The organism is Paraburkholderia tropica (assembly GCF_014171495.1).
Lineage (GTDB): Bacteria > Pseudomonadota > Gammaproteobacteria > Burkholderiales > Burkholderiaceae > Paraburkholderia > Paraburkholderia tropica.
In genome coordinates this window covers 1230225-1255502 of sequence record NZ_CP049137.1, presented here as the reverse complement: position 1 = coordinate 1255502, position 25278 = coordinate 1230225, and the positions used below count along the sequence as shown (strand labels likewise).

The 25278-nt window shown below is 65.0% G+C and carries 23 protein-coding genes; 11 read left to right on the top strand and 12 right to left on the bottom strand.

The genetic code is table 11. From position 1 onward, the window contains the following. Nucleotides 1-115: 115 nt before the first annotated feature. Genes G5S35_RS35850 through G5S35_RS35840 form a run of 3 tightly spaced genes read left to right on the top strand, consistent with a single transcriptional unit; the run spans nucleotide 116 to nucleotide 2449 of the window. Nucleotides 116-1603 carry a class I adenylate-forming enzyme family protein gene (locus G5S35_RS35850; protein WP_183040201.1) on the top strand — a complete coding sequence of 496 codons (1488 nt, stop codon included), beginning with the start codon at nucleotides 116-118 and terminating at the stop codon, nucleotides 1601-1603. 53 nt (nucleotides 1604-1656) lie between these two features. Beyond that, a complete protein-coding gene (locus tag G5S35_RS35845) occupies nucleotides 1657-2109 on the top strand; it encodes a transposase (RefSeq protein WP_237181836.1) in 453 nt (150 codons plus the stop codon). Between the two features lie 40 nt (nucleotides 2110-2149). After that, nucleotides 2150-2449, top strand: coding sequence for a uracil-DNA glycosylase family protein (locus G5S35_RS35840; protein ID WP_183040200.1), 300 nt, complete (start codon nucleotides 2150-2152; stop codon nucleotides 2447-2449). A gap of 335 nt (nucleotides 2450-2784) precedes the next feature. On the opposite strand, the gene G5S35_RS35835 is transcribed toward G5S35_RS35840, so the two are convergent. The 12 genes from G5S35_RS35835 to G5S35_RS35775 form a co-directional block, all read right to left on the bottom strand. Next, a complete protein-coding gene (locus G5S35_RS35835; RefSeq protein ID WP_183040199.1) occupies nucleotides 2785-4227 on the bottom strand; it encodes an amidohydrolase family protein in 1443 nt (480 codons plus the stop codon). Nucleotides 4228-4284: 57 nt separating this feature from the next. After that, complete coding sequence (locus G5S35_RS35830; RefSeq protein ID WP_231957685.1) at nucleotides 4285-5007, bottom strand: ABC transporter permease; 723 nt, start codon at nucleotides 5005-5007, stop codon at nucleotides 4285-4287. Between the two features lie 146 nt (nucleotides 5008-5153). Next, nucleotides 5154-5957: an ABC transporter ATP-binding protein gene (locus G5S35_RS35825; RefSeq protein WP_065062933.1), complete on the bottom strand. Its 804-nt coding sequence runs from the start codon at nucleotides 5955-5957 to the stop codon at nucleotides 5154-5156. A 2-nt stretch (nucleotides 5958-5959) separates the two neighbouring features. Next, a complete protein-coding gene (locus tag G5S35_RS35820) occupies nucleotides 5960-6994 on the bottom strand; it encodes an aromatic ring-hydroxylating oxygenase subunit alpha (RefSeq protein ID WP_065062931.1) in 1035 nt (344 codons plus the stop codon). A 50-nt stretch (nucleotides 6995-7044) separates the two neighbouring features. Next, on the bottom strand, nucleotides 7045-7980 hold the full coding sequence (locus G5S35_RS35815) for an ABC transporter substrate-binding protein (protein ID WP_124261940.1): 936 nt from the start codon (nucleotides 7978-7980) through the stop codon (nucleotides 7045-7047). A 515-nt stretch (nucleotides 7981-8495) separates the two neighbouring features. After that, the gene (locus tag G5S35_RS35810) at nucleotides 8496-9128 is read right to left on the bottom strand and encodes a glutathione S-transferase family protein (RefSeq protein WP_065062927.1); all 633 of its coding nucleotides are present in this window, start codon (nucleotides 9126-9128) and stop codon (nucleotides 8496-8498) included. Between the two features lie 8 nt (nucleotides 9129-9136). Then, a complete protein-coding gene (locus tag G5S35_RS39805; RefSeq protein WP_237181834.1) occupies nucleotides 9137-10312 on the bottom strand; it encodes a Rieske 2Fe-2S domain-containing protein in 1176 nt (391 codons plus the stop codon). Beyond that, a complete protein-coding gene (locus G5S35_RS35795) occupies nucleotides 10305-11216 on the bottom strand; it encodes an aromatic ring-hydroxylating oxygenase subunit alpha (protein WP_183040198.1) in 912 nt (303 codons plus the stop codon). The genes G5S35_RS39805 and G5S35_RS35795 overlap by 8 nt, the downstream gene beginning before the upstream one ends. Nucleotides 11217-11254: 38 nt before the next feature. Then, nucleotides 11255-12394 carry a BMP family ABC transporter substrate-binding protein gene (locus tag G5S35_RS35790; RefSeq protein WP_183040689.1) on the bottom strand — a complete coding sequence of 380 codons (1140 nt, stop codon included), beginning with the start codon at nucleotides 12392-12394 and terminating at the stop codon, nucleotides 11255-11257. Nucleotides 12395-12444: 50 nt separating this feature from the next. After that, nucleotides 12445-13296 (bottom strand): alpha/beta fold hydrolase, encoded by an 852-nt coding sequence (locus tag G5S35_RS35785; RefSeq protein ID WP_183040197.1) that lies wholly within the window; start codon nucleotides 13294-13296, stop codon nucleotides 12445-12447. Continuing rightward, entirely contained in the window at nucleotides 13293-14279 is a 987-nt protein-coding gene (locus G5S35_RS35780; RefSeq protein WP_176080661.1) for an isopenicillin N synthase family dioxygenase, read from the bottom strand. The genes G5S35_RS35785 and G5S35_RS35780 overlap by 4 nt, the downstream gene beginning before the upstream one ends. A gap of 150 nt (nucleotides 14280-14429) precedes the next feature. Then, nucleotides 14430-15383 carry a LysR family transcriptional regulator gene (locus G5S35_RS35775; protein WP_183040196.1) on the bottom strand — a complete coding sequence of 318 codons (954 nt, stop codon included), beginning with the start codon at nucleotides 15381-15383 and terminating at the stop codon, nucleotides 14430-14432. An 864-nt stretch (nucleotides 15384-16247) separates the two neighbouring features. On the opposite strand from G5S35_RS35775, the gene G5S35_RS35770 reads away from it, so the two are divergent. The 8 genes from G5S35_RS35770 to G5S35_RS35735 all read left to right on the top strand — a co-directional run bounded on the left by G5S35_RS35770 (nucleotide 16248) and on the right by G5S35_RS35735 (nucleotide 25255). Then, entirely contained in the window at nucleotides 16248-17270 is a 1023-nt protein-coding gene (locus G5S35_RS35770; protein ID WP_074987188.1) for an O-fucosyltransferase family protein, read from the top strand. Between the two features lie 365 nt (nucleotides 17271-17635). Next, nucleotides 17636-18376 carry a GntR family transcriptional regulator gene (locus tag G5S35_RS35765; RefSeq protein WP_065062913.1) on the top strand — a complete coding sequence of 247 codons (741 nt, stop codon included), beginning with the start codon at nucleotides 17636-17638 and terminating at the stop codon, nucleotides 18374-18376. A gap of 135 nt (nucleotides 18377-18511) precedes the next feature. Further along, entirely contained in the window at nucleotides 18512-19576 is a 1065-nt protein-coding gene (locus tag G5S35_RS35760; RefSeq protein WP_183040195.1) for a phosphotriesterase family protein, read from the top strand. After that, a complete protein-coding gene (locus G5S35_RS35755; protein WP_176080659.1) occupies nucleotides 19573-20550 on the top strand; it encodes a phosphotriesterase family protein in 978 nt (325 codons plus the stop codon). Before G5S35_RS35760 ends, G5S35_RS35755 begins: the two co-directional genes overlap by 4 nt. A 27-nt stretch (nucleotides 20551-20577) precedes the next feature. Next, nucleotides 20578-21696: an FAD-dependent oxidoreductase gene (locus tag G5S35_RS35750; RefSeq protein ID WP_183040194.1), complete on the top strand. Its 1119-nt coding sequence runs from the start codon at nucleotides 20578-20580 to the stop codon at nucleotides 21694-21696. Nucleotides 21697-21699: 3 nt separating this feature from the next. After that, nucleotides 21700-22641: an alpha/beta hydrolase gene (locus G5S35_RS35745; protein WP_183040193.1), complete on the top strand. Its 942-nt coding sequence runs from the start codon at nucleotides 21700-21702 to the stop codon at nucleotides 22639-22641. Then, a complete protein-coding gene (locus G5S35_RS35740) occupies nucleotides 22638-23573 on the top strand; it encodes an MBL fold metallo-hydrolase (RefSeq protein ID WP_183040192.1) in 936 nt (311 codons plus the stop codon). The genes G5S35_RS35745 and G5S35_RS35740 overlap by 4 nt, the downstream gene beginning before the upstream one ends. Then, nucleotides 23570-25255 carry a CocE/NonD family hydrolase gene (locus G5S35_RS35735; RefSeq protein WP_110329051.1) on the top strand — a complete coding sequence of 562 codons (1686 nt, stop codon included), beginning with the start codon at nucleotides 23570-23572 and terminating at the stop codon, nucleotides 25253-25255. Before G5S35_RS35740 ends, G5S35_RS35735 begins: the two co-directional genes overlap by 4 nt. The last annotated feature ends 23 nt before the right edge of the window (nucleotides 25256-25278 follow it).

Genomic DNA, 25278 nt, shown 5'->3' with positions numbered 1-25278 from the left:
CGGATCTATCCGTCATGAATAAATCCAGTATTTGCATGAATTTAGTCGTGAACACCAATTGACATCCTGAATTTTCCGTAGTCGGCACCTGGTTATATATCGTGGATGATAAAAAATGACCGTCTTTAATAAATCGCATCTGCGTCTGCCGGATCTCCCCGAAAGCGTCTGGAATATCACGGAAGTCATCGAACACCGCGCGCGCCTTCACCCGGCCGCCCCCGCGCTGATTCTTCCCGACCGCGTCTTCAGCTATCGCGAACTCGTCACGGCCGTTCATGTCATTGCGATCAAGCTGCTCGCCAGCGGTATCGACAAGGGCCAGACGGTCGGCGTGTCGATGGCGCAAACCTCGCTGCATCTGGCGACGTTGCTGGCGATCGCGCGCATCGGCGCGATTGCGGTGCCGCTGCACGGCGCATTGACGCCCGAGCGCAGAATGCTGGCGGCGCGGCGTTTCAACGTGGTGACGGTGGTGTCCGGACGCGAGGACATGCGACTTGACGGCTGGCCATTCATCCAGCTCGCTGCGATTGATCTCGGCCGTCGTGTGCCCTGGCTGCCCGCCACGACGACGCGGGCCGACGATCCGTGCTGGCTATCCCTGTCTTCGGGCACGACCGGGGACCCCAAAGGCGTGCTGCGCACACATGGCTATATGCTCGACCGGGTCGGCACAGATGCCGACGCACGCGACCAACACTCCCGACTTCTGCCGCTGGACCTGAATTTCTCGGTCGGCTTCGGCCAGGCCTTGCGCATGTTGCTGCTCGGCGGCGCGGTGGTGCTGGCACCGGAAAGAACGGCCGCCAATCTGGCCTATATGGTCCGCTCGCATGCGGTTACGCATTGGTTACTGTCGCCGGCGATCGCTGAGGGGATCCTTGAGTTGCTCGACGACGACGACGTCCACTTTCCGTCACTCGTCAGCCTGCGCATACTGGGCGGTGCGCCCAGCCCCCGTCTGATCGACGCGATGGCGCGCAAATTCACGCCGAACGTGCGCGCCGACTACGGCGTTTCGGAAGTCGGCATCGTGGCAATTGCGTCGCCCGAGATCATCAGGCGCACGCCGGATTGCGCCGGCGAGGTGGCGCCCTGGGTCACGGTGCAGATCGTCGACGAGCGAGAGCGTCCGGTGCCAGCCGGACAGTCCGGGCGTCTGCGGCTGAAGGCGGATCAGATGTTCGATCGTTTCTATCTCGATCAGGAACTTACCGCCGAGCGCTTTCGCGACGGCTGGTACTACCCCTACGATAATGCCAGGCTCGATGCGGACGGCCTGCTGTATATAGAAGGTCGTCAGGATGACGTATTTAACGTGGGCGGCAACAAGGTGCAGTTCCGCGACGTCGAAACCGTGCTCGAGAAACATCCAGCGGTGCGCGAGGCCGCTGCATTCGTGCTGCCGCAGCTGTCCGGACTCGACCTGCTTGCTGTTGCCGTCATGGTGTCGGCGCGCCTGCCCACGGAAGAATTGCTCGCATGGGCGAGGCGGGAACTGGGACCGATCTGCCCCGAACGTCTGTTTTTCGTGGATGAATTCGAACGCACCATGACGGGCAAGGTTTTGCGTGACCGGTTATCGAAAACGCACGCGTGAGGCGGTGGGCCGTACGCAGCCGATGGGACTGTACTATCTCGAAGGAGTGACGCATGATTATGTCCGCTATCGCCGCGCTCAACACGGCAACGAATGGAGTCATCGCGCAATGTCAGCCGCGTCGCCTGCATCAGGAATTTCTGGGGTTTCTCAGGCATGGGGATCAGGCGGCGCCCACCGATCTCGATGTACATCTGATTATCGACGACCATGCGCCGCACAAGCATCCGAAAGTCAAGGCATGGCTGGCCAGGCACACGCTTTACCTTATGCACTTCACGCCGACCCGCTCAAACTGGCTTAATCAGGTTGAATGGCGGGTTGGCCTGAATACACGGTGGGCGATCCGTCGAGGGGCGTTCAAGAACGTGCGCCAACTCATTGCCAGCATCGAGCGATATACCAAGCGGTACCAACAACAGGAGCCTGCCATTCGTATGGCCCCCGACCGCCGATTCACTTCTCCAGAGAGTGGCTCGACAATGCAAAGCTATTTCCGGGACTGAACACTAAGACGGAAAGAAAATATCGAAACCCGTTCTCTATTTGTTTGATTTTTCGGTAGCAACCGTCAAGTTCGAAATCGAATTGCTTAAACCGGATCTCATCATTTTCGGTAGCGGCCACACGTACGATCGCGCCTTGAAAGCTGTGCTTCCCGAACGCCAGACTGTGAAGGTCGAGCCAAAAGCTCTTTGGCACTTCCGGTCGAATGGCATCGAGTGTTTCAGGACATTCCATCCTGGCGCACGGGATAAGCACGTCAAAAAGCACTACCGGGAAATTATTGACACCGCTTCGAACGCATTTGAGGAGCGCCTGCCGATGCGGAGAGCTTCGGCATAGCGACGTTATTTCAATACTCTTCAACACGGTCGTGCGACGGGTCGGCTGCTGTGTGGACGATACGGAACGCGGCCCAATGTGGGCCTTCCCGTGCTCACGCGTCGGCTTGCCGAGCCCTGCCGGGCGCCATCGGGATTACACCGGAGGTGCTCTGCGGAGCGGCGAGGTATCGCTGAGTCAATTGTCGCTAGTCCGCCGCCATGAGGCGGGACGGCAAGGCGCTGAAAGCCTTGCTTCACATGACTTCCGGCGCTTGTTTCCTGCACATATCCACGACGTTTCGCTAACTATCGCTGCGTAGAAGTCGACGCACGCACGCCGCCCGGCAAGTCCACTCACGCCTGCGCCTGCGCCATGAGCGCGCGCACGGCATCGCGCGCTTCGCGCCCGAGTTCGACCATGTCGAGCCCTGGAATGGTGTCGTCGACCACCACGGTCTGGCCTGCCGCGAACAACGCCTTCAACGCGGGCCGCCCGCCGCTCGCCACCGGGCCGATGGCCGGATCGTGCAAGCCAAAATAGCGCGGATCGTCGAGCCGGTAGATCGCGAGATCGGCGGGCGCGCCGGGCGCGATGCGGCCGAGATCCGTCAGGCCGAGCACGTGCGCGCCCCCCGCCGTGCCCCAGTGAATCACGTCTTCCACGCTCGCCGCGTGCGCCCCGCCCTCGAAGCTGCCGCCCGCATACTCGGGACGCGCCGCCATGCCCACGCGGGCGCGCTGCGCGAGCCACGTCATATGCACCTCCGAAATCATGTCGGCGGCCTCGTTGGATGCTGCGCCGTCCACGCCGATCGAGACAGGCGCGCCCGCCTCCGCCAGTTCGGTCAGCGCGCAGATGCCGCTGCCGAGCCGCCCGTTGCTTTGCGGACAGTGCGCCACGCCCGTGCGCGTCTGGCCGAGCATGGCGATCTCGTCCGCGTCGAGCTTGACGAGATGGGCGAACCAGACGTCGTCGCCAAGCCAGTCGTATTCGCCGCAGAACGCCACGGGCGAGCAGCCGTGCATCGTCCGCGCGCTGTCCTGATACGAAACCGTCTCCGACAGATGGCTGTGCAGGCGCAGGCCGAGCCGCCGCGCGAACGCCGCGCTCTCGCGCATCTGCTGCGGCGAAATCGAATAGAGCACCGTGGTCGGCGCCATGACGACGCGGCGCGACGCGCGCGGCGACGGATCGTGATAGCGCGCGGCCAGCCGCTCGATATCGGCGAGATAGTCGTCGAAAGACTCGGGACGCAAGGCCGTCGGCAATTCGGCCTCGAGCTGGCGCGTGCGCGTCGCGCCGCCGCGCAGCAGCACGAAACGCAGGCCCAGCCGCTCGGCCTCGTCGAAGAGAATCGCCGAGCTGTCGAACGGCATCTGCGGGTAGTACAGGTAATTGTGATCCGCGACCGTCGCGCAACCCGAGCGCGCCAGCTCGATCAGGCCGATGCGCGCCGCCAGCCGGAATCGCGCTTCGTCGAAGCCCGCACGAAACCGGTACGGCGTGGCCGCGAGCCAGGGCGTGAGGCTCGCGTCGAGCCCCGCGCGGTCGCCCTTGAGCAGCGACTGGAACAGATGGTGGTGGGTGTTCACCCACGCCGGGTAGATCACGCAGTCGGTTGCGTCGATCACGCGCTCGCCCGGCAGCGGCGCGAGCGCGCCAATCGCTTCGATGCTGTCGCCGCGCAAGCGAATGTCGGGACCGGCGAGCCGCGTCGCTTCGCCCGCGCGCGGGTCGCCGCCCGTCATGATCGCGGCGGCATGGCGGATCAGCGTGGTGGAAATCGTGGATGTCATCGGTGACGCCTCATGAAAATGCCGTTGCGTTGATTGTCCGGCCATCGACCGCTCGCTCTACAGTTCGCTCTCGTGCCAGCCGCGCAGGCAAACCCGCGACAGCCACACGGTCATGCCGAACAGCAGCACGCCCGTCACGGTGATCAGCAGCAGCGCGGCGAACAGACGCGGAATGTTGAGCTGAAAGCCCGCTTGCAGGATCTGATACGCAAGCCCCGCCCCGCTGCCGCCCGTGCCCGCGACGAACTCGGCCACCACGGCGCCGATCAGCGAAAGCCCGCTGGAAATGCGCAGCCCGCCGAAGAAATACGGCAGCGCGCTCGGAATGCGCAGGCGCACGAGCGTCTGCCAGCGTGTCGCGCGATGAATCCGGAACAGATTGACGAGCCCCGGGTTCACGCTGCGCAGTCCGAGCGCCGTGTTGGAGATGACCGGAAAGAGCGCGACCAGCATCGCGCAGACGACCAGCGCCGCCGTCGTGTTCTTGACCCAGATGATGATCAGCGGCGCAATCGCCACGACCGGCGTGACCTGCAACAGGATCGCATAGGGAAACAGGCTCGCCTCGATCAGCGGACTCTGCACGAACAGCAACGCGATCGCCACGCCCAGCACCGTCGCCACGGCGAAGGCGAGCAGCGTGATCTTGAGCGTCGCGAGCAGGCTCGCGAACAGCATCGGCCAGTCCTGCACCAGTTGCTGCACGATCGCGGCCGGCGACGGCACGAGATACGCCGGCACCGCGCCGAGCGTGCACCACGCCTGCCAGATGCCGAGCATCAGAAAGCCCACGCACCAGGGCGCCAGCGCGCGCGCCACGCCGGGGCGGCGCAGCAGCGGCACGCGCTCGCGCGCGGCGGTCGTGGCTGCCCCGGCGGTTTCACCGGCCGCGCGCGCGATGCGCAGCGGCTGCACGGTTTGTCCGCTCATGATTGCACCTCGCTGTCCTCGTCGATCTGCAACGCGGCGTGCGCGTCGGCAATGCGTTTCGAAAGCGCGCACGTATGTTCGATAAACGGCGTGCTGATTCGCCAGTCGTCGTCGCGCGCGGCGGGCCCGTCGATCGGCACGTCGGCGATCACGCGGCCCGGCCGCGCCTGCATGACCACCACGCGGCTCGACAGAAATACCGCTTCCTGGATGCTGTGCGTGACGAACACGACCGTCATCGCGCGGCGCTGCCAGAGCGCGCGCAGATCGCTGTCGAGCCGGTTGCGGGTGAATTCGTCGAGCGCGCCGAACGGTTCGTCGAGCAGCAGCAGATCGGGCTCCGTGACGAGCGCGCGGGCCAGCGACGCGCGCATCTGCATTCCGCCCGACAACTCGCGCGGCCGCGCGGCGCAGAACTTGCCGAGCCCCACGCCTTCGAGCGCCTCGCATGCGCGCGCCTGCGCCTCGCGGCGCGGCACGCCCGCGAGATCGAGCGGCAGCCGCACGTTCTCGGCGACCGTCGCCCACGGCATCAAGGTCGCCTCCTGAAACACGAACGAGAGCCGCCGCCCCGGTGCGCCCACCGTCGCGAACGGGCCGCCCCACCAGCGCAGATGGCCGTGCGTGGGCGTTTCGATGCCCGCGAACATCTTGAGCAAGGTGCTCTTGCCGCAACCCGACGGCCCCAGCAGCGAGACGAACTCGCCCGGCTCGATGTCGAGCCTCACGTCGTCGAGCGCGACGGTGCCGTTCGGATAGCGCTTGTCCACGCGCTGCACTGCAAGCAAGGGAATCGACATGATCAGACCTCCGTTTCGATACGGAACACTTCGCGCTCGCCATGCGTTTCGAGCAGCTTGAGCAGCATGCGGCGCATCAGCAGGCCTGGCTGATCCGATTCCATGTGGCACTCCTGCTGGCGACGCACGTCGATGCAGGCGTCGTAGTCCGTTGCTTCGAGAATGTCGCGGTCTTCATCCGTGATCGGGCGGTCCCAGTCGATCAGCTCCTGCGTCGAGCACGCGTCCTCGGTGTCGTTGCGATAGAGCCATTGCGACAGCATGATCGTGCGGTCGTCGATCGGCGTCGCGCAGTTGTAGATGATGTGATGCACGCCGCTCGCCGGATACACGCAACCAAAACGCCGCGCGAACGGCATGAACCAGCGGTTCAGCAGATGGCGTTCGGTGATCTCCTCGGTCGTGCCGGTGATGCGATGGCTGGCGGCCGGATTGCGCACGGGCACGTGCGTTTCGGCTTCGAAGCCCCAATCGTTGGGCCGGAATGCGTATTTCGACGGTTTCGGGCTGCTGAACAAGCCGAAGTTGGCCTTGTGCACGAAGCTGAAATGCGAGTTGTCGAAGGAGTTCTCCATCATGCGCAACGGGCTCGTTTGCCAGCGCTCGTAGAACTGCAGGACGCGCCGATAGCCGCCCGCGGTTTCCTCGGGAAAGTCGGGAATCGGCTGCAACGGTTCGTCGAGCGCGACCCACGCATAGCCGTAGCGCGCCTCGCAGCGATACGCGGGCACCACGGCGCGCGACGGAATGGCGGCGCCGTCGTTTTGCGGAATCTTCACGCAGCGGCCGCTGCAATCGTAGGTCCAGCCGTGATAACCGCAGGCGATGTTGCCGTCGTCGTCGACGAAGCCTTTCGAGAGTTTCGCCGTGCGATGGCAGCAGCGGTCGCGCAGCGCGTGCGGCTGCCCGTCGGCGCCCTTCCAGAGCACGATCGGTTCGCCGAGCAGCGTGAACGGTTGCGGGCCCGCGTCGAGTTGCGACAGCGGCATGATGGCGTACCAGAAGCGGCGCAGCACTTTCTGTTGCGTGACGAGCATGATGTGATCCTCTTGTTGTCCTCGTGATTGCCTTATCGCGCGCGCGAGGTTCAGGGCATGACCTTGAGGGTGTCGACGAACTGGAGCGTGTAGGCGTTGCGGTAATCCGTATCGGACTTCAGCAGGCCCGCTTCGACCATGTAGTCGTAGGTGCGTTTCCAGCGCGCGTCCGTCATGGCGCCGATGCCGAGCGTCGCGGCGTCGCCGCCGGTAACGAGCCGCAGCTTCTTCATCTGCGCCACGCCGTAGGCGAGCTGCGCGTCGCTCATCTGCGGGTTGTCCTTCTTGATGAGCGCGTTGCCCGGCGCGGGATCGCTGAGATAGCTCTTCCAGCCTTCCATCGACGCCTTCACGAAGCGCGCGACCATCTCGGGCTTGTGCTTGAGCGTGTCGCGCATCGTCACGATCGTGGTGTTGTACGGCGGATAGCCCGCGTCGGCGAACAGGAAGAAGTGGGTTTTCACGTGCGCCGCGTCGGCCTGAAAGGTCTCCGAGGTGGGATAGGCCTGCATGGCCACGTCGCGATCCGCGTAGAACGGTTGCAGGTTGAACGTATAGGGGCGTGCCTGCGCGTCGCTGTAGCCGTACTTCGCCTTGAGCCACGGCCACCAGCTCGTGCGGCCCGAACCCGCCACGAGGATCGTCTTGCCCTTGAGATCGGCGAGCGTTTTTACGTCGTCGTGCGTGAGCATGCCCTGCGGATCGAACTGGAACGACGCGGCCACGGTCGTGACGGGAATCTTCGCCTCCACGGCCGACAGCACCTGGAAGTCGTAGCCGAGAATGAAGTCGGCCTGGCCGCCCGCCAGCAGTTGCAGCCCGTTGACCTGCGGGCCGCCCATGCGGATCGTCACGTCGAGCCCGTACTTCTTGTAGATGCCGGTCGCGACGGCCTGATAGAAGCCGCCGTGCTCCGCCTGCGCATACCAGCTCGTGAGGAGCGTGACGTGATCGTCGGCGCGGGCGGCGGTGGGCCAGGCCGTCATGAAAACCGACGCCAAAGCCGTCGACGCAAAAACACCGAGGAAACGCGCGAGCCGAAGCCAGCGCGCAACGCAAAGCAGGTTGCTCATGGGGAAACTCCGGGTGCTGTGGGAAATGAAGGCGCGAAGCCGATCCGCGGCGCGTGTGTGCGCCGGTTCGGCAACGTCGTGGTGATGAATCGTCTGGGGCCGCTGCATCGCTCGCTCCTTGTTGGCGGAATCCGACGATTCCGGTCAAACGCCGATCGATGATCGGCGTGGGCGCACGATGCGCCCCAAGAGCAATGCCCCACGGTGCCGGCTGCCTCGAAGGCCGTGCCGGTCGCTAGCCGCTTCTACTCTGTGCCGTGTTTCAAGCGAGCTTCGTGCCAGCTACGCACGAAACGCCGCATCCCTGCAATGACGTGGCGCAAAGCGCTGCATGCGCCACGGCGTCGCCGTTGGCGGCACCCTGGCTGGGCATCGAAGCACCAGAGGCGTGCGTGCATGCCCTCGCGCCCGCCAAACCACCGACGGTTTCAGTGGGCCGCATAAACGCCCGCCATCGTCACGAAGCCATCGAGGCGCTTGATGCGCGTACACCATGTTGCAAGCGACGGATAGTCGATCGTCTCGATCTGCGCTTCGTCGAGCAGCACGACGGGCGCGAAGCACGCGATATCGGCAATCGTCGGCGTGCGGGTCGAACAGAGGAACGGCGTGTCCATCGCCTCGTTGAACCAGCAGGTTTCGTCGAGCAGGCGCAGCAAGGGCCGCGCGTCGCGATCCGCGCGAGGCACCGGCGCGCCTACGTCGTGGAGCACCTGCTCGCGGCGCGTAAACACGATGTGCGAAAGCCGCGTCGCCACGCCGAGCCAGCGCTGGATCGCCGCGTGCGTTTGCGCGTCGTGTTCGGGCAGCCACGTGCGGCTTGCGTCGTACCGCTGCGCCAGCCAGACGAGGATCGCGTGGGCGTCGGCGAGCGTGGTGCCGCCGTCCTGCAACACCGGCAACGCGCCCAGCGGGCTCAGCTCGCGAAACGCGGGCGCATCCTGCTGGCGCGACGGATAGCGCTCGACGCGGATGCGCTCTGCGTTCAGGCCGAGCAAGCCCAGCAGCAGACGCGCCTTGTAGCTGTCGCCGCAGAGTTCGTCGTCGTGGAGTTTGAGCATCGGCGGCCTCACAGGTCGAGCGTCAAGGTAGGCGTGCGTGCGCGCGAGACGCACACGAGCATGCAGTCGCCGGCGGCGCGTTCGCGCGCGTCGAGCCACACGTCGCGATGCAGCGGCTCGCCGTCGAGCACGGGCGTCAGGCAGGTGCCGCAGACGCCCTGCTCGCACGACGTCGGCACCTCGACGCCGTGCGCGCGCAGCGCGTCGAGCAGGCTCGTATTCGCGGGCACGTCGACGCTGCCGCCGCTGCGCGCGAGATGCACGATGAACGGACCGTCCTGGTCGCTCGATGCCTGGTTCGATGCGTCGATGGCCGGGGACATCGCGCTCGGGGCGGCGTCCATGCGCACGAGCGGCATCGTGACGGCGACGGGCGATAGCTGCGCGCGCGGCGTGCGGTTTTGCGCGGGCGCTTCGGCGAGCGAACCGGTTAACGCATCGGGCTGCTCTTCGCTCACCGCTTCGAGCGCATCACGCACGGCATTGAGTCGAGCCTGATGCGCGCGCTGGAGCGCGAGCCGCTGCGCCGCGTCGAAGTCGCCCGGCACGACGCCGTGCACGCGCGTCTTGCCCTTCTGCGCGGGTTGCAGCACGAAGATCGCCGGGCACGCCGCGCCGTCGAGCGACTCGACCGTGAGCGTGCCGGATTCGCATTCGAAGGCGGCGCACTCCGCGGCATCGGCCTGCGGCAGCACATAGGCCGACAAGGCACGCTTCACGCTCGCGAGATCGGCGTCCATCGTCGTGGTGCGCAAGGGCACGCAGTCAGGCGGCCGGGCGGCGGCGAGCGCGTCGATGGCCGGAAACGCCGTCGGCGCCGCGCCTTCCACGCGTGCGCACGTCCACACGAAACCGTAGCGCTCGATCGCGGGCCACGTCGTCGCGTGGATCGGCGGCGCGCTCGCGTGCGGATGCGCGGGCACCGCGCGGCACGCGCCCTCGCCGCTCGCGAAGCGCCAGCCGTGATACTGGCATTGCAGCGTATCGCCGCGATGATGACCGAGCGAAAGCCGCGCGCCGCGATGCGGGCAGCGGTCCTCCCACACATTGACGCGCCCGTCGTCGGCACGCCAGACAACGAGGCCTTCGCCGTGCAGTTCGGTGCGATGAATCGCGCCCTTGTCCAGCGCGCCCGCCGCGCACAGCGCGTACCAGCGCGCCGGCTCCTGCCTGCGCTCATCCATGCTGCGCTCCTTGTGACGGCGACGCCGTTGTGCCAGCCACCGCGCCATCGGTTGTCCCATACGTCACGCCGCGAGCGCGCAGCCAGCGCCGATACGCCACCGACATCGCGTCGGCCAGCACCGGATGTTCGCTGCCCGCCGTCAGCGGCAGACGCCTGGGCACCTGGTTGACGAGAATCTTGATGTCCTGCGCGAAAATGGTTTGCTGAAAGCCGCGCAAGGCTTCGTCTGGGCTCGCATCGTCGAGATAGCTCATGACCGTGTGCGCCACGCACCACTCGTCGTCAAGCGGCTGCACGAACAGCGCGATGACGTCGAAGCGCGCGGGCTGCGGCGGACAGGTCTTGTACAGCACGGCGATATACGGCCGCGCCACGCGATAAACGTATTGCACGTCGAGCGCCGCATCGGCGGTCATCGCCGCGCGCGGCTGATAGAAACGGCAATCGCGTGCGTACAGTTCGTCGTTCGCCTCGTCGTGTTCGATGCGAGACGGCGCGACCTCGGTGTAAGGCTCGACGCCCAGATAGCCCGTATGCACGAACGGGAAATGACCCATGTCGAGAAAATTCTCGACCGCGCGAAGACCGCTCACATGCACGCGAAACGCACCGGCGTGCAGCAGGCGGCGGTCCGGCTCGGCAGTCTCGGGAATCGCGACGATGTCCGCGCGCGGCTCGCCGAGGCACGCCCACACCACGCCATGCCGCGCCCGCGCGTGACACGGCGTGCCGAGGTCGAGCCGCGTCACGCGCGGCGCATTCGGCGAACCGTCGCCCGGCTCGACATACAACGCAACGCCCAGCAGCTGCGTGCGGCCCGCGCGCAGGCCGTCGAGCGCGGCCACGGGATGCCAGTCGTTCCAGATCAGCGCGTCGCGCGCTGCGTCGTTTGACGTATCCATCTGCCCGTCTCCCAGTTCTTTTTTCGTGGTGCGCGCGATCACTGCGCGAGGCTGCCCTGCACGCCGTCGACGAACCAGTCGAGCCGGTTGGCGTCCGCCGCCGACAGCGCCGTGCCCGCCGCCACGCGCGTCTGGCCCTTCTGATCCTTGATCGGCCCGGCGAACGGATCGAGCGTGCCCGCGACGAGCGCGGCGCGGCGCTCCGCCAGCTTGCTCAGCGCCTCGGGCGGCACGGCCTGCGCGTTGACGTGCACGAGATCGGTGATACCTTCCTTCACGCCCCAGTACACGGGCTGATTCGTCCACGTGCCCTGGCGCACCGCCTCGATCGCCTTGACGTAATACCTGCTCCAGTCGTAAGCGACCGAGCCCAGATGCGCGTGCGGTCCCCATTGGCTCATATCCGAGTCCCAACCGAACGCGTGGACATGGTGCGCTTCGGCCACGCTCATCGTCGCGGTCGAATCGGTGTTCTGCATCAGCACGTCGGCGTTCATGCCGATCAGCGTTTCAGCGGCCTGGCGCTCCTTGCCCGGATCGAACCAGCTGCTGATCCACACGACCTTCACGACGGTCTGCGGCGCGACCGAACGCGCGCCGAGCGCGAACGCGTCGATATTGCGGATGACTTCGGGAATCGGCACCGAACCGACGAAGCCCAGCACATGCGTTTTCGACGTATAGCCCGCGAGCACGCCGGCCAGGTAGGCGGATTCGTAGACCTTGCCGTTGAAGTTGCCGAGATTGCGCGCGCTCTTGTAGCCCGAGCAATGCAGGAACACCGTGTCGGGATAGTCGCGCGCGACTTTCATCATCGCGTCCATGTAGCCGAACGAAGTGCCGATCACGACCTTGTCGCCCTTCGCCGCGCGGTCGCGGAACACGCGTTCGGCATCGGCGTTTTCAGGGACGTTTTCGATCCGCTTGAGCTGCATCTCGCCGCCGAGCACCTTCTGTGCGGCGCTGATGCCGCGTTCGTGCGCGTAGGTCCAGCCCGCATCGCCGGGATTGCCGAGATAGACGATCGACACGTCGAGCGGCGCGCCGGAAGCGGCTTGCGTGGCGGGTGCGTTTTGCGCGGCGCAGACGTCGAGCGGGCCCGCGAGCGCGGCGGCGACGAGCGCAACGAGCGAAGCGGACCGAAAAGCGGAAGACGCAGTGGACGAAAAAGCGGACATAACAGCGGACGGCAAATCGTTGAGACAGGCGTTAAGACAGGCGGGCGTCGTCATGTGGGCGTTCCCTTCAGGGCGCGAGGTGAGGAAGCGGAGCGTGCGGCGGCGGACAGATCGTCATGGGTGATACCGAGTTCGGCGAGCGTTTCGCAGACGATCCGCGCAAGCGCTTCGGGCTGGGCGAGTTGCGGAACGTGGCCGCATTCGAGTGTGCGCACGCGCGCGCCGGGCACCAGCGCCTGCATACGGCGCTGCAAAGGCAAGAGCACGGAGCGATCGAGCGTCGCCTCGATGTAGACGCGCGGCACGCGGCCAAAGCGCGCCGCGCTCAGCGTCGCGACGAGCGCGCGGCCGCCTTCGGCCTGCGCCGTGAGCAGGCCGGCCGCTCGCCGCGCCGCGTCGGGCGGGCAGTCGTGCAGAAAGATTTCCAGCGCGGCGGCGGCGGGCACGCGCGACACGCGCCCGTCGTCGCTCCAGACCAGGTAAGGCGCGATGCCGCCCGCGTTCTCGAACTCGGCGCTCGCGGCTTCGACAAGCTCGCCGTAACCCATGCCCGACGGCAGCATCATCCCGGCGACGTAGACGATCGCCGCGACGCGCTCCGGCACGGCTTCGGCCACCTGCGAGGCGATCACGCCCGCGCCGCTATGCGCGACGATCACGCACGGGCCGTCGAAACGATCGAGCTGCGCGCGCACGGCTCCGACATAGGTATCGAGCGTGATCTCGCCCGGCGCGGCGGTGCGCGCGAGATCGCCGCCGTTGCCGCCGTTGCAGCCATTGCCGGGCAGATCGAGCGCGTGCGCGAGCCAGCCGCGCTCGCGCATCGGCGCGCGCCACGCGTCCCATGCCCACGCGCCCTGCCAGGCCCCGTGGATCAGCAGCATGCCGGCCGCGCGCGTCATCCGTAGGTTCTCCGGTAGCAGGCCTGCAAGTGGTCGCCGACCGTGATCGGCGGCCACGCGGCGGCTTCGCCCGGCGCGGCCGTTATGCAGGTGACGAGATAGTCCGGGCGGCCGGTGAAGAAGAACGGCATCGAGTAGCGCTCGCGCCCCGAGACGTTGACGACGCGATGCAGCGTCGAGCGATAACGGCCGTTGGTCCAGCGCGCGATCAGATCGCCGAGATTGACGACGAAGGTGCCCGGCAGCGGCGGCACGTGAATCCAGGCGTCGCCGTCCTCGACTTGCAGGCCGCCGTGCTCGTCCTGCCAGAGCAGCGTGAGGCAGCCGAAGTCGGTGTGCGCACCGCAGCCCTTCTGCCCCGGCAGCGCGCCCGCCGGTTGCGGCGGATAGTGGAGCAGGCGCAGGGTGGCCATCGCGTCGTCGCAGAATCCGTCGAAGTGGTCCTCGGCGAGACCGAGCGCCAGCGCGAGGCCGCGCGTCAGACGTTTCGACAGCGCATACAGCGCGTCGAAATACGCCTGCATCGCGGGACGAAACGTCGGCGAATGGCCGGGCCACTGATTCGGCCCGCAGTTGAATGTGCGCGCCTGCACGTGCGGATGGTCGTCGGCGAGTTCGTTGCCGATGTAGAAGCCTTCCTTGAGATCGGGCGGCGTGCCCGCCTCCAGCACCTGGCCGCGCAACGGCTCGTACCCCCGGTTGCAGGGCGAAAGCGCCTTGTCGACACGGCGCTTGTCGGACTCGTCGAGCGCAAAGAAGGCTTCCGCTTCGCGGCGCGCGGCGTCGACGAGCGCGACGGGCACACCGTGGTTCGCGATGTAGAAGAAGCCTTTGTCGGCGCAGGCGGCGTGCAGCGCCGCGCCGACCTGTGCGCGATCGTCGGCCTGCGCCGATAAGAGACCGCCGATATCGATGACCGGCAGCGTGGCCGTGGGTACGATGCGCGCGGCGAACGGCGCCTCGGCGGGCGGGCAGACTGACATGCGGATTCCTTGCAAAAGGATTTCAGGCAAGTCTAGCCGCGCCGCCGTGCTCAAAAAAGCAGAGAAAAGTGTCCATGGTGATGCCGTTTCGGCATCGGCTCGCACGTGCACGCGCCGGGGCTGGCGGGTGGCCGTTGCCTTCCCCCGGGCTCACACGATCGGCTCGTCCTGTTCGCGTTCGGCGATGGCTTCCGCGAGCAGGCGCACGAAGGCGTCGAGCGCCGGCGTCATCGTGCGGCCGGCGCGCGCGTAGACGCCCAGCTCCGAGACGAGCGGACGCGGCGAACGCAGCGGGACGTGCACGAGCGAACCTTCGGCGAAATCGTTTTCGAGGCCGAGCCGCGTCTGAAAGCCCACGCCGTGGCCGCGCGCCGCGAGACGCCGCATCAGCTCGATCGAATCGCTTTCGAGCACGGTGTCGAGCGGCTTGGCATAGCGGCGGATCAGCGGTTCGAGCAGGCCACCGATCGACAGCCGCGCGTTGCCGAGCAACAGCGGAAACCGCGCGCATTGTGCGAACGTGACGCTCGCCTCGGCCGCGAGCGCGTGCCCCGCGGCCACGATCGCGCCCAGCTGGAAGCGGCCGACCGCCAGTTGCTGGAGATCGCCCGTGTGCGGCAGCGAAAACGCCAGACCGAGATCGGCGTCGCCGTCGAGAATCATGCGCCGGATGGCCGCCGAGCCCGCCGTATACACATGAAAGCGGATGCCCGGATAGCGCGTCAGCATGCGCTCCACCACGTCGGGCAGCAGGCTCGTGTTGAGCCCCTCGACGGTCACGAGCGAAATCTCGCCGCGCCGGATACCGCGCAGCGCATCCATTTCGCTGTCGAAGCGGCGCGCGTCCTGAAGCACCGTGATGACGTGACGCGCGAACGCCTCGCCCGCCGCCGTGAGCGCGAGGCCGCCCGGCAGACGCTCGAACAGCGGCGTGCCGACTTCGGCTTCGAGCTTCAGCAATTGCCGGTTCACCGCCGACGACGCGACATGCAGTTGCCGCGCCGCCTCGCGAATCGAGCGGTGACGGCGGATGGCGTCGAAGTAGCGCAGCGAGCGCGCGTGAATGTGCGAGGCGAGAGCGTCGGATTGGGCAGGCTTGCGCATTGGGGCGGATGATAGGACGAGAACGTGAAGGACGGTTAAAGCGCAACCATCCTACCGTACCGCGCGTGCGGAATTGCCGGGCCGCCGGTTAGAGAGCTCGCGGGAAATACTTACACGGATTGGTAACGATTCGAAAATAGGCTGTGCGGAAATTAACATCGTATTCTCGTGTGAATAACCGCACGCATACTTTCATCGGCCTCATTTGAGAATGGAACACGGGGTCGCGAATTTGACGGTGGCGCGACTTACGCCCCTGGCCGAGATTGACCAGTGCAGTATTTCACATACTTGTCACAGAGACTTCCGACCGCGAAAACGACCAGGCTAGCTTTGGCGCTATCTGCGGTTCTGGGGCGATTGCACCGCGCTGACCATGAGCTTCTGGTCGAATGGATGAATGTGTTTGCCGCACGAATTCAGCGGCTTCCCCATATGCGCATGTCAGATTTTCCTAACTTGCCGTGATGCAAATAGCGTGTGTCGAAAGGCCTGCCTGGCGCGCTCGCATAATCCCGATGGCAATCACAATGACCCGGGTGCGCTGATTTATCGGTCGGCGACGGGCTTGCCTGCCTTCCATGACGCTCAGTTAGCGATTGGAAACCTTTACCCTTCAGGCAACCAACTCCGCGCCGTCTCGCCATTGCGGTGCATGCGCATGGCGCCAGCCATGGTGCGGTGCCGCACATAATCTTATTTTTTCATTCGGCGACGTACACCAAGGTTCGATACGATGACATGGATTTTCGAATATCCACTTCACGCCATTTAATAAGGTTTGCGAAATATATATCCACCGGATCGTCATTGATAACGCGCACCGGGCTGGTAACGTGTTGCCGGTGACAGGAGAGAGCTGACATGTTCGAAGACTTTATTGACCTCGCAAAACAGATCCGGCGAAGTGAAGCCTTCAAGAACGCGCTCAATTCCCCGTCGCGTTTGTCGCTCCATCTGAAGCAGCACTTCAATCACGGATACTTTGCGATAGAAATTCGCGCAAATTCGGGATTTTTCTCCGTGATGCAAATCGTGTTGTGCATCCTGCTCTACTGCGAAGAAAAAAATCTGACGCCATTCATCTCCGCGCGAGGCGGCAGTTATGGTGACGCGCAGGGCAAAGTCGACTGGCTTGCCGAGTGCTTCGAAAACATCGCACACGGTGCTACGCCGCGGGACTCAAACTTGCGTTTGCGAACGTCACGAGTGGAAGACCTTGGAAATCTGGGGTTTCGTCGATACGAGTCGGGCCTTCAGCTGACACACGCGAGCACGGTGTTTCTCTCGCAGTATCGCCCTGCTCCATCGATCCGGACCGAGGTCGACACGACATGCCGGAGACTGGGTATTGGTCCATCTACACTCGGGGTGCATTTTCGCGGAACCGACAAGAAGCACGAAGCCCATGTAATCGAACGAGATGCCTTTTGCCGGATGGTAGAGAAAACGCTCTCCGACCATCCGCATCTCACGAACATCTTCGTGTCGAGCGACGAGCAGACCTTTCTCGACTTTTTCAAGAACTGGGGATTCGCCGTGCCAGTCGATATCGCGCCCGCGACAATGCTGGCAAATGGAGAAAAGCCGGTGCACTTCAGCGGACACCCCGGGCTTGCGATCGGGCGCGAAGCGCTGATTACGAGCCTGCTTCTCTCGAGTTGCGGGTATCTGATCAAGACGCCCTCGTATTTGTCCGCGTGGTCCAGGATCTTCAATCCGTCATTGCCAGTCAGGCTCGTCGCACCTCCGCGCGCAAACGCTTTCTGGTTTCCCGACAGCCAGATCTGGTTGGAGCAGGAAAATCACGGCAGAGAGCAGGCTGGACTTCAGATCGACGCGCTGGCTTCCAACTCGCCATTTGTGGGAACCAGCGCGACTTCGTGAACGAATTGCCGTCAGGGAGCTTGATCGCGGACTTTTGCACAACCCCGTCTTACCGGTGACGGGATCATGGTATTTCGCGGGAGCACGCGATGCCCGGTCATCGCGCGGTCCGCGAACAAACTCCGATTCAGTGACCTACGGCACTGCGACGTCCTCCGGCAGTCGAACGCCTGAATCGGCGACATCGCGGGCGCAGGCGGTCGTCGGCCATCCGGTGCGTAGTCCAGGTTCGGCGCGCCGGCGCCTCCCGCGCACCGCCCGCCTCACCGACGACAAGAACCGCCTCCTCGCCCGTTTTCAGGTTCAAGTTGACATCACTTTGGCATAACAATATTATTGGTACAACCTTGTACCAATATCCTGCCATGCAACAGACCATCGACCGGATTTCGACCATTCCCCTGTACAGCCAGATCAAGCAGATCCTGATCAACGAGTTGCAGGGTGCGGGCAGCGCGACCGCGCCGGCCTTGACGGAGGCCAGCCTGATGAAACGGTTTCATGTGAGCCGGGCACCGATTCGTCAGGCGCTCAAGGAACTGGTCGACGAGGGCTACGTCGTTCGCCAGCGCGCCAAAGGCACGTTTCCGGTTCACGGCGTGAATGTGCGCCTGCCTCCGGCGCTCGAACTGGGTGGTTTGACCCGCTACCTCACCGAGCAAGGCTTGACGCCGACCTCGCGCGTGACCGGCCTTCAGCGTGTCGAGCCGCCGGAAGCCGTCATGGAGGCGCTCGGCCTCACCTCGCCCGAGAAGCTGCTTTATCTCCAGCGCGTCATTTCGGTCAAAGGCGCCCCGCTGGTCTGGGCCTGTACCTACCTTTGCACGCCGCCCGATTTTGCGCCGTCGGTCGAAGAGCTCGAGCGCGTCGGCACCGTGTTCGCGTTGATCGAGCAAGCGCTGGGCGTCGTGTACACGCGCGGCGAGCAGCACATCTGGGCGTCGGGCGCGAGTCCGGAAGAGGCGCAGGCGCTCGAAGTCGACGTTGGCGCGCCGGTGCTGGTCGCCGAGACGACGCTTTTCAGCAGTGACGGGCATCCCGGCGGCTGGCGCCGGGCAGTACACCGCGCCGAAGACTTCAAGTACGCCTTCGGTCTGAGCCGCTGACGGTTTTTTTTGCCCGGCGCTTTGTCATAACAATACAACATTGTAATCAATGAACAGGAGACATCCTCTTGAGTCGCATGACCGTTTCTATTGCTGGCGACGTGCATCGCAGTCCTGAGTCCCTCGGAGGCCGACATGTGCGTTAAACACAGCCAGGGCGTCCCGGAGCCGACGCCGCCCTTCACGTCCCTCATCCTTGCCGCACGCAACGATGGCGGCGTCGATGCCGGGACCGTCAACACGGTGCTCGGCCCCGTCGACGCCCGCGAACTGGGCATTACGCTGATCAGCGAATCGCTGCTGTACGTGTTGCCCGGCGCGCAGTACGCCTACGACCTCAAGTTCGATCGCGCGGAGATTTTCGACGCCATCGCAGCCAAGCTGCGCGCGTTCAAGGCCGCAGGCGGCGGCGCGATCGTCGACGCGACCGGCATGTTCGAGGGGCGCGACCTGCGCCTGTATGAAGCGCTGTCACGCGCCACCGGCGTGCATATCGTCGCGTCCACCGGGCAAGGTCCGGAAGTCATGCTCGGCGGCTACTTTCTGACGCCGCAGACCAATCCGCCCGCGCCCTGGCCGGCCGCGAAGTTCGCCGAGATGTTCGGCCGCGAAGTCAACGATGGCATGGTGGTGCCGCGTTTCGAGCGCCGTGCGCCCGCGGGCCTCGTCGCCACGGCGGTGACCCGCAGCGGCATGACGCCGACCGACGGCAGCCTCGTGCGCGGCGCGGCGCGCGCCGGTTCGACCTACGGCGTGCCCGTCTTCATCCGATACGGCGCCAACGCGCTGGAAGACATGCAACTGGCGCTCGACGAAGCGCTGAACCCGGACCGTCTGGTCATGGGCGGCATGGATCGCCGCGACGCCGTCGCCAAAGACTGGCCGATGGCGGTTGCACGCGCGGGCGTGCGAGTCGGCATCGACCACATTGGTTCGACCGACCCGCTCTACATCACCGACGCCGAGCGCGTCGACCTGATCGTCGCGTTGATCGAGGCCGGCCACGTCGATCGCATCGTGCTCTCGTCGAGCGCCACCGGCATCGCGTTCGGCGAAGCCGGCAATGACCTTCCGTACTGCGACGTGCTCACGACATTCGCGCCCATGCTCGAGGCAGCCGGGGTGTCGCAGCAACACATCGCCCACATTCTGATGACCAACACCGCCCAACTCCTGAGCGTCAACGGGGAAGCCAAATGACACGCGTAAATACAGTGCTGGGCACGATTTCGGCGGCGGAGCTTGGCTTTGTTGCGATCCACGAACACATCGGCTACGGCATGCCCGGTTGCGAGCTCGACAGCCGCTGGTGGAAGACGCCGGAGCAGCGTTATGAAGAGACGGTGCCCAAGCTGCGCCGGTTTCACGAAAACACGAAACCGTGGGGCGCGGCGACCTTCGTGGAAGCCACGGGCATCTGCAACGGCCGCGACATCGACTACTACAAGTCGCTGTCCGACAAGACCGGCGTGCATATCGTCGCGAGCACGGGCTTTGTCGGCGGCGACACCGCCTTGCCGTTCTTCGAGCGCGCGAGCGTGGAGTATCTGACCGATCAGTTCGTGCACGAAATCACGGTCGGTATCGGCGATACGGGCGCGAAGGCCGGGATCATCAAGGTGGGCGTGAGCCGCGGCTTCAAGATGAAGGAGCTCGATCTGCGCATCTATCGCGCGGCGGCGCGCGCCTCGCGCATCACGGGCGCGCCGATCTTCACCCACCTCGCCGTCGATTCCGCGCCGGCACTGAACATCTTCGCGGAAGAAGAACTGCCCTGCCATCGCGTGCTGTTCGGCCACGCCGACGATGGCGTCAGTCAAGGCCTCGTCAACGAGAAAGCCATTCTGGAAGCGGGCGGCCGGATTGGCTTCGACACCTTCGGCTACGACCTCGAATTGCCCGATCCGCCGTTCTGGGGCCGCCATCGTCAGGAGCGTCTCAAGCACTTCCTGCGCTTCCTCAACACCGGTCTGGTGAAACAGGTGCTGGCGTCGGCGGATGCGAACTGCTCGCCGCTCGGCTGGCCCGGCGTGAAGGGCCACACCGTGAATTATCTGTTCGAACAGCTGTTGCCCGACCTGCGCGCCGAAGGCGTCGAGGACGCGGTCATCGACCAGCTGTTCGTGCAGAACACGGCGGAGTTTCTCGCCCTGACGCCGAACCCGCAGCATTGACAGAACAATCAACTCAAGAGACACATCATGACACCCGGTAATTTGAAGAACCTGAATATCGCCGTGATCGGCGCCGGTTATGCCGGCGCCACGGCCGCGCTGGCGCTGAGCCAGGCCGGCGCCACGGTGACGGTCTACGAGCAGGCGCAAGAAGTGAAAGAGGTCGGTGCCGGGATCGGCCTGCGTCCCTCCACGATGGACCAGTTCCGCAAGCTCGGCATATTCGAGCGCATCGCCGCCGTGACGTCGGCGAGCGATTATTTCGAAATCCTCACGGCACTCGGGCAACGCATCGCGATGGAAGAGTGGCCCGAAAAAGAAGCCTTCGGCGCGACCACGCGTTTCGTGCACCGTGGCGACTTTATCGACGCGCTGCTGGGCGTGCTGCCCGAAGGCATGGTGAAGCTCAATCACCGTCTGAGCCAGATCGTCGACAACGGCGACAGCGCCACGGCGGTCTTCGCGAACGGCGTGAGCGTGACGGCCGATCTGATCGTCGGCGCCGACGGCATTCGCTCGCAGGTGCGTCAGCATCTGTTCAGCGACAAGCCGCCGGTTTTCGCGGGCGAACACGCGTATCGCGCGGTTATCCCGGCGGCGGATACCTGCGGTCTCGTGGACGACGGCAACCTGCGCATGTACGTGGGCCACGGCACCAAGATCTATTTGCTGCCGCTGCGTCATCGCGACGAAGTGTCGTTCGACGTCACCTGTCTCGCGACCGACTCCACGCCCGCGCCGGTGGCGAGCAAGGAACAGTTGCTGAAGGTCGTGGCGGGCTTCGATTCTCGACTGGTGGCGATCACCGAGGGGCTCGACATGGACAAGGTGAACCTGCGCGCCGTCTACGACATCGACCCGGTGCCGACGTGGCACTCGAATTCGGTCGTGCTGATCGGCGATGCAGCGCACGCGATGCTGCACCATCAGGGCCAAGGCGCGAACTCGGCGGTGCTCGACGCGGGCGCGCTCGCCGCCTGCCTGAGCGAGGCCGAGTCGATTCCGCAAGCGCTGGCGCAATACCAGGCCAGCCGCAAGCCCGTCACCGACGAACTTCAACGTCTGTCGCGCCAAAGCTGGAGCGAGGACGAAGTCCAAAGCGTCTTCCCGAGCCAGCATCAAGGCGAACTCGCCGCACGGAGCTAAATCATGGCCCTTCATCCTCAGGTTGCCCAGTTCATCGCTTCCCTGCCGCCCCCGCCGGCGGGTCCGCTCAATCCGGCCGCCATGCGGGCGGCGGACGAAAGCCACGTTGCGCCCATCGAACAGCGCCTGCCCGTGCACGCCGTCACCGAACGCATCTTGCCGACGGCCGCGGGCGACGTGCCCGTGCGCATCTATCAGCCGACGGCGGCGGACACGCATCCGGTGCTCGTGTATTTCCACGGCGGCGCGTTCTTTCTCGGCAGCCTCAACACGCACGATCATGTGGCGCGCGCGCTCGCCAATGCGACGCAATGCGCCGTCGTGGCGGTCGACTACCGGCTGGCGCCCGAGCACGCGTTTCCCGCGGGTCTGAACGACTGCTACGCCGCGCTCGAGTGGATCGCCCAGCATGGCCGCGAGCCGGAGAACGGCATCGGCTGGAATGGCGAGACGCTGGTGGTGGCCGGCGACAGTTCGGGCGGCAACTTCGCGGCCGCCGTCACCGCGATGGCGCTCGACGCGGGCCTGAACTGCATCACGCATCAGGTGCTCTATTACCCGTCGCTCGATCTCGACTTCGATGTCGAGCGCTACGCGTCGCTGAAGACCAACGCCGTCGGCAACGGTCTGGAGACCGCGTCGCTGAAGCCGTTCAACGCGTTCTACATCGACAGCGGCGCCGATCCCGCCAACCCGCTCGTCTCGCCGATCAAGCGCAACGATCTGGCCGGATTGCCCGCGGCGCTCATCGTCACGGCGGAGTGCGATCCGCTGCGTGACGAGGGCGAGTTGTATGGCCACGCCCTGAAGCAAGCGGGCGTCCCCGTGAAGGTGCATCGCTACGAGTCGGCGGCGCATGGCTTTGTTCAGTACTTCGCGTGGCTTCCCGAGTTTCAGGGCGTGTTCGCCGAGACGGCCGATTTCATCCGGAATCCTCAACGATGAAAACCGTCGATATCCACCCGCTGTTCTCGCAGTGGGGACGCTTTGGCCTCTACAGCTTTTTTATCGACGGCAGCGAGCCGGCGATTGTCGATACCGGCATCGCCGCATCGCCCGCCAATGGCATCGCGCCGGCGCTCGCGCAACTGGGCCGGCGCATCGAAGACGTGCGCTGGATTCTGCTGACGCACGGACACATCGACCATATCGGCGGCACGCATGCGCTGTGGGAACTCACGGGCCGCAAAGCAAAAATCGTGATTCACGAGGCGGACGTACCGTTCCTTCGTTCCCGCCGCACGCATGTGGACGAGTATCTGGCCGCGCGCGGCCGCTATATCGACGACGCGGACGCGGAAGCGAAATTGACGGCCGCCTGCGAGGCCGCGATCTCCGGCGAAATGGAACCCGACGTGATCGTGCGCCACGGCGATGAAATCTCGCTGGGACCGGACGTGAAGATCACCGTGCATTCCGTTCCGGGCCACACGGCCGGTTCGGTCGCGTACGTGGTAGAAGGTCAGCGCGACGTCTTCGTCGGCGACGCGGTGCAGATTCACGGCGCCGCCAACGGCTTTCCGAGCTACGCCGATCCGGACGCGTACCGCGCGAGCCTGCTACACCTGCGCGACCACGTCAAGCCGAACCGCCTGTTCCTCGGCCATCCCTATCGCAGCCAGAACGCCGAATCGCTCGGCGTGGTGCTCGATCGCGAACAGGCGGCGGCAAAAATCCAGGAAAGCCTCGACATCGAGGCCCGCGTGCGCGCCGCCACCGAACAATTCGGCCTCGACGGCGACGCCGTAGCGAAAGCCTCCTGTTCGCCCTTCTGCTGTATCGCGCAATACCTGCGCTACGAGGGCGATCCCACGCTCGAACCCTCACCGTTTTTCACCACTATGCACGGCTACTTTCACAAGGGTTATCGGTCATGATCGTCGTACACAAAGACCTGCGCGTTCCGATGCGCGACGGCGTTCATCTGGCCGCCGATGCCTATCACGCCAAAGGCGACGAGCCGCGTCCCGCGCTGGTCGCACTGAGCCCTTACGGCAAGGAACTTCAGGCGCTGGCGCTCACCATGCCGCCGCAGCGCCGCCCTTCTCCGCTGTGGGACGGCTGCATCGAAGCGGGTGACATCGCGCGCGTGGTGAAGGAAGGCTACGTGCACGTGATCGGCGATGTGCGCGGCTCGGGCGCATCCGAAGGCGAACATATCGGCAACTACAACGCGGGCGGCGTGCCGCTCGGGCAGGACGCGTACGACTTCATCGAATGGGTCGCCGCGCAGCCGTGGTGCAACGGCGTCGTCGGCATGATCGGCATTTCGTATTTCGGCTCCATGCAGATCTTTGCCGCCGCCGAACGCCCGCCCCATCTCAAGGCTATTTTCGTCAGCGGCGGTCATTTCGACTTCTATGAGACGACCTATCACGGCGGCGTGATGTGGTTCATGCCGCGCGCGGCGCGCGAAGGCCGCGGCGGCGATTCGGGCTGGGCATTCACGCATCGGCACAAGTCGCGCATGCTGGAAACGTACTCCGAGGAAGCGGTTCGCCAGCGCGTGGCCGAGCGTCTCGCCGATCCCGACGTCGCGGCCTGGCCGAACCTCGTGCATGTGCTGAACTATCCGATTCACCATGAATCGTGGTTCGACATCGTCACCAATCACCTCGACGGCGAGTGGTACGAAGAACAGAATCCGATCAACCTGGCGAGCAACATCGACATCCCGGTGTATCTGCAGATCAACCAGGGTCGAGGCTGGACCGTCGATGGCACCCTCGAGCTTTTCGACGTGCTCAAAGGCCCCAAGAAGCTGGAGATCGGGCCGTATCCGCCGATGCAGACGCGCCCGTGGGTCGACGAGCACGACACCATGTTCCGCTGGTACGACTACTGGCTCAAGGGCATCGACAACGGCATCATGGACGAGCCGCCCGTGAAAGTGCATGTCGAGGGCAGCCGCCAGTGGATGAGCGGCGAGCATTGGCCCGTCACGCCCGTCGAATACCGTTCGCTGTATCTGCGCACCCGTAGCAAGCTGGCGTTCGAACCCGAACCGCTCGACGCGGAGCATGCGCATGCGGAAGGCTTCTATCAGGCGCCGCTGACGGTCGTCGACAAGGTCGAAAAGCTGACGTGGTCCACCGAACCGTTCCAGAGCGCAACCTCGGTACATGGCGTGGGCGCGGCGCACCTCTACGCGGCCATCGATCAGGACGACACCAACTTCATTCTGCGCATGTGGGACGAAGCGCCGACCGGCAAGCGTCAACTCGTCACGACGGGTTTTCTCAAGGCGTCGCACCGCGAACTCGACGAGCGGACCACCGAAGGCAATCCGTATCACCCGCACACGCGCAGCGTGCCGGTCGAGCCTGGCGTGATCAACGAGTACGTCATCCGGCTCTATCCGTTCGCCAACGAGTTCAAGCCCGGCCACAAGCTGGTGGTCGAACTCATGTGCAACGAGCCGCTGGTGGATGAACACAACTCGCTGTTGCCGCCCGATGCGTTCCATCTGCCCGTTGGCCGCGCAGTCAGTCACACGATTTACCGGGATGCCACGCACCTGTCGCGCCTCGTTCTGCCTTTCGCATCGTCAAGCCGATAAACGAAGAAGTGGCGGCAGCAGTT

Coding starts and splice junctions, on each gene's coding strand:
- G5S35_RS35850 (WP_183040201.1), top strand. CDS start 116: ATGACCGTCTTTAATAAATCGCATCTGCGTCTGCCGGATCTCCCCGAA.
- G5S35_RS35845 (WP_237181836.1), top strand. CDS start 1,657: ATGATTATGTCCGCTATCGCCGCGCTCAACACGGCAACGAATGGAGTC.
- G5S35_RS35835 (WP_183040199.1), bottom strand. CDS start 4,227: ATGACATCCACGATTTCCACCACGCTGATCCGCCATGCCGCCGCGATC.
- G5S35_RS35830 (WP_231957685.1), bottom strand. CDS start 5,007: ATGCTCGGCATCTGGCAGGCGTGGTGCACGCTCGGCGCGGTGCCGGCG.
- G5S35_RS35825 (WP_065062933.1), bottom strand. CDS start 5,957: ATGTCGATTCCCTTGCTTGCAGTGCAGCGCGTGGACAAGCGCTATCCG.
- G5S35_RS35820 (WP_065062931.1), bottom strand. CDS start 6,994: ATGCTCGTCACGCAACAGAAAGTGCTGCGCCGCTTCTGGTACGCCATC.
- G5S35_RS35815 (WP_124261940.1), bottom strand. CDS start 7,980: ATGACGGCCTGGCCCACCGCCGCCCGCGCCGACGATCACGTCACGCTC.
- G5S35_RS35810 (WP_065062927.1), bottom strand. CDS start 9,128: ATGCTCAAACTCCACGACGACGAACTCTGCGGCGACAGCTACAAGGCG.
- G5S35_RS39805 (WP_237181834.1), bottom strand. CDS start 10,312: ATGGATGAGCGCAGGCAGGAGCCGGCGCGCTGGTACGCGCTGTGCGCG.
- G5S35_RS35795 (WP_183040198.1), bottom strand. CDS start 11,216: ATGGATACGTCAAACGACGCAGCGCGCGACGCGCTGATCTGGAACGAC.
- G5S35_RS35790 (WP_183040689.1), bottom strand. CDS start 12,394: ATGTCCGCTTTTTCGTCCACTGCGTCTTCCGCTTTTCGGTCCGCTTCG.
- G5S35_RS35785 (WP_183040197.1), bottom strand. CDS start 13,296: ATGACGCGCGCGGCCGGCATGCTGCTGATCCACGGGGCCTGGCAGGGC.
- G5S35_RS35780 (WP_176080661.1), bottom strand. CDS start 14,279: ATGTCAGTCTGCCCGCCCGCCGAGGCGCCGTTCGCCGCGCGCATCGTA.
- G5S35_RS35775 (WP_183040196.1), bottom strand. CDS start 15,383: ATGCGCAAGCCTGCCCAATCCGACGCTCTCGCCTCGCACATTCACGCG.
- G5S35_RS35770 (WP_074987188.1), top strand. CDS start 16,248: ATGTTCGAAGACTTTATTGACCTCGCAAAACAGATCCGGCGAAGTGAA.
- G5S35_RS35765 (WP_065062913.1), top strand. CDS start 17,636: ATGCAACAGACCATCGACCGGATTTCGACCATTCCCCTGTACAGCCAG.
- G5S35_RS35760 (WP_183040195.1), top strand. CDS start 18,512: ATGTGCGTTAAACACAGCCAGGGCGTCCCGGAGCCGACGCCGCCCTTC.
- G5S35_RS35755 (WP_176080659.1), top strand. CDS start 19,573: ATGACACGCGTAAATACAGTGCTGGGCACGATTTCGGCGGCGGAGCTT.
- G5S35_RS35750 (WP_183040194.1), top strand. CDS start 20,578: ATGACACCCGGTAATTTGAAGAACCTGAATATCGCCGTGATCGGCGCC.
- G5S35_RS35745 (WP_183040193.1), top strand. CDS start 21,700: ATGGCCCTTCATCCTCAGGTTGCCCAGTTCATCGCTTCCCTGCCGCCC.
- G5S35_RS35740 (WP_183040192.1), top strand. CDS start 22,638: ATGAAAACCGTCGATATCCACCCGCTGTTCTCGCAGTGGGGACGCTTT.
- G5S35_RS35735 (WP_110329051.1), top strand. CDS start 23,570: ATGATCGTCGTACACAAAGACCTGCGCGTTCCGATGCGCGACGGCGTT.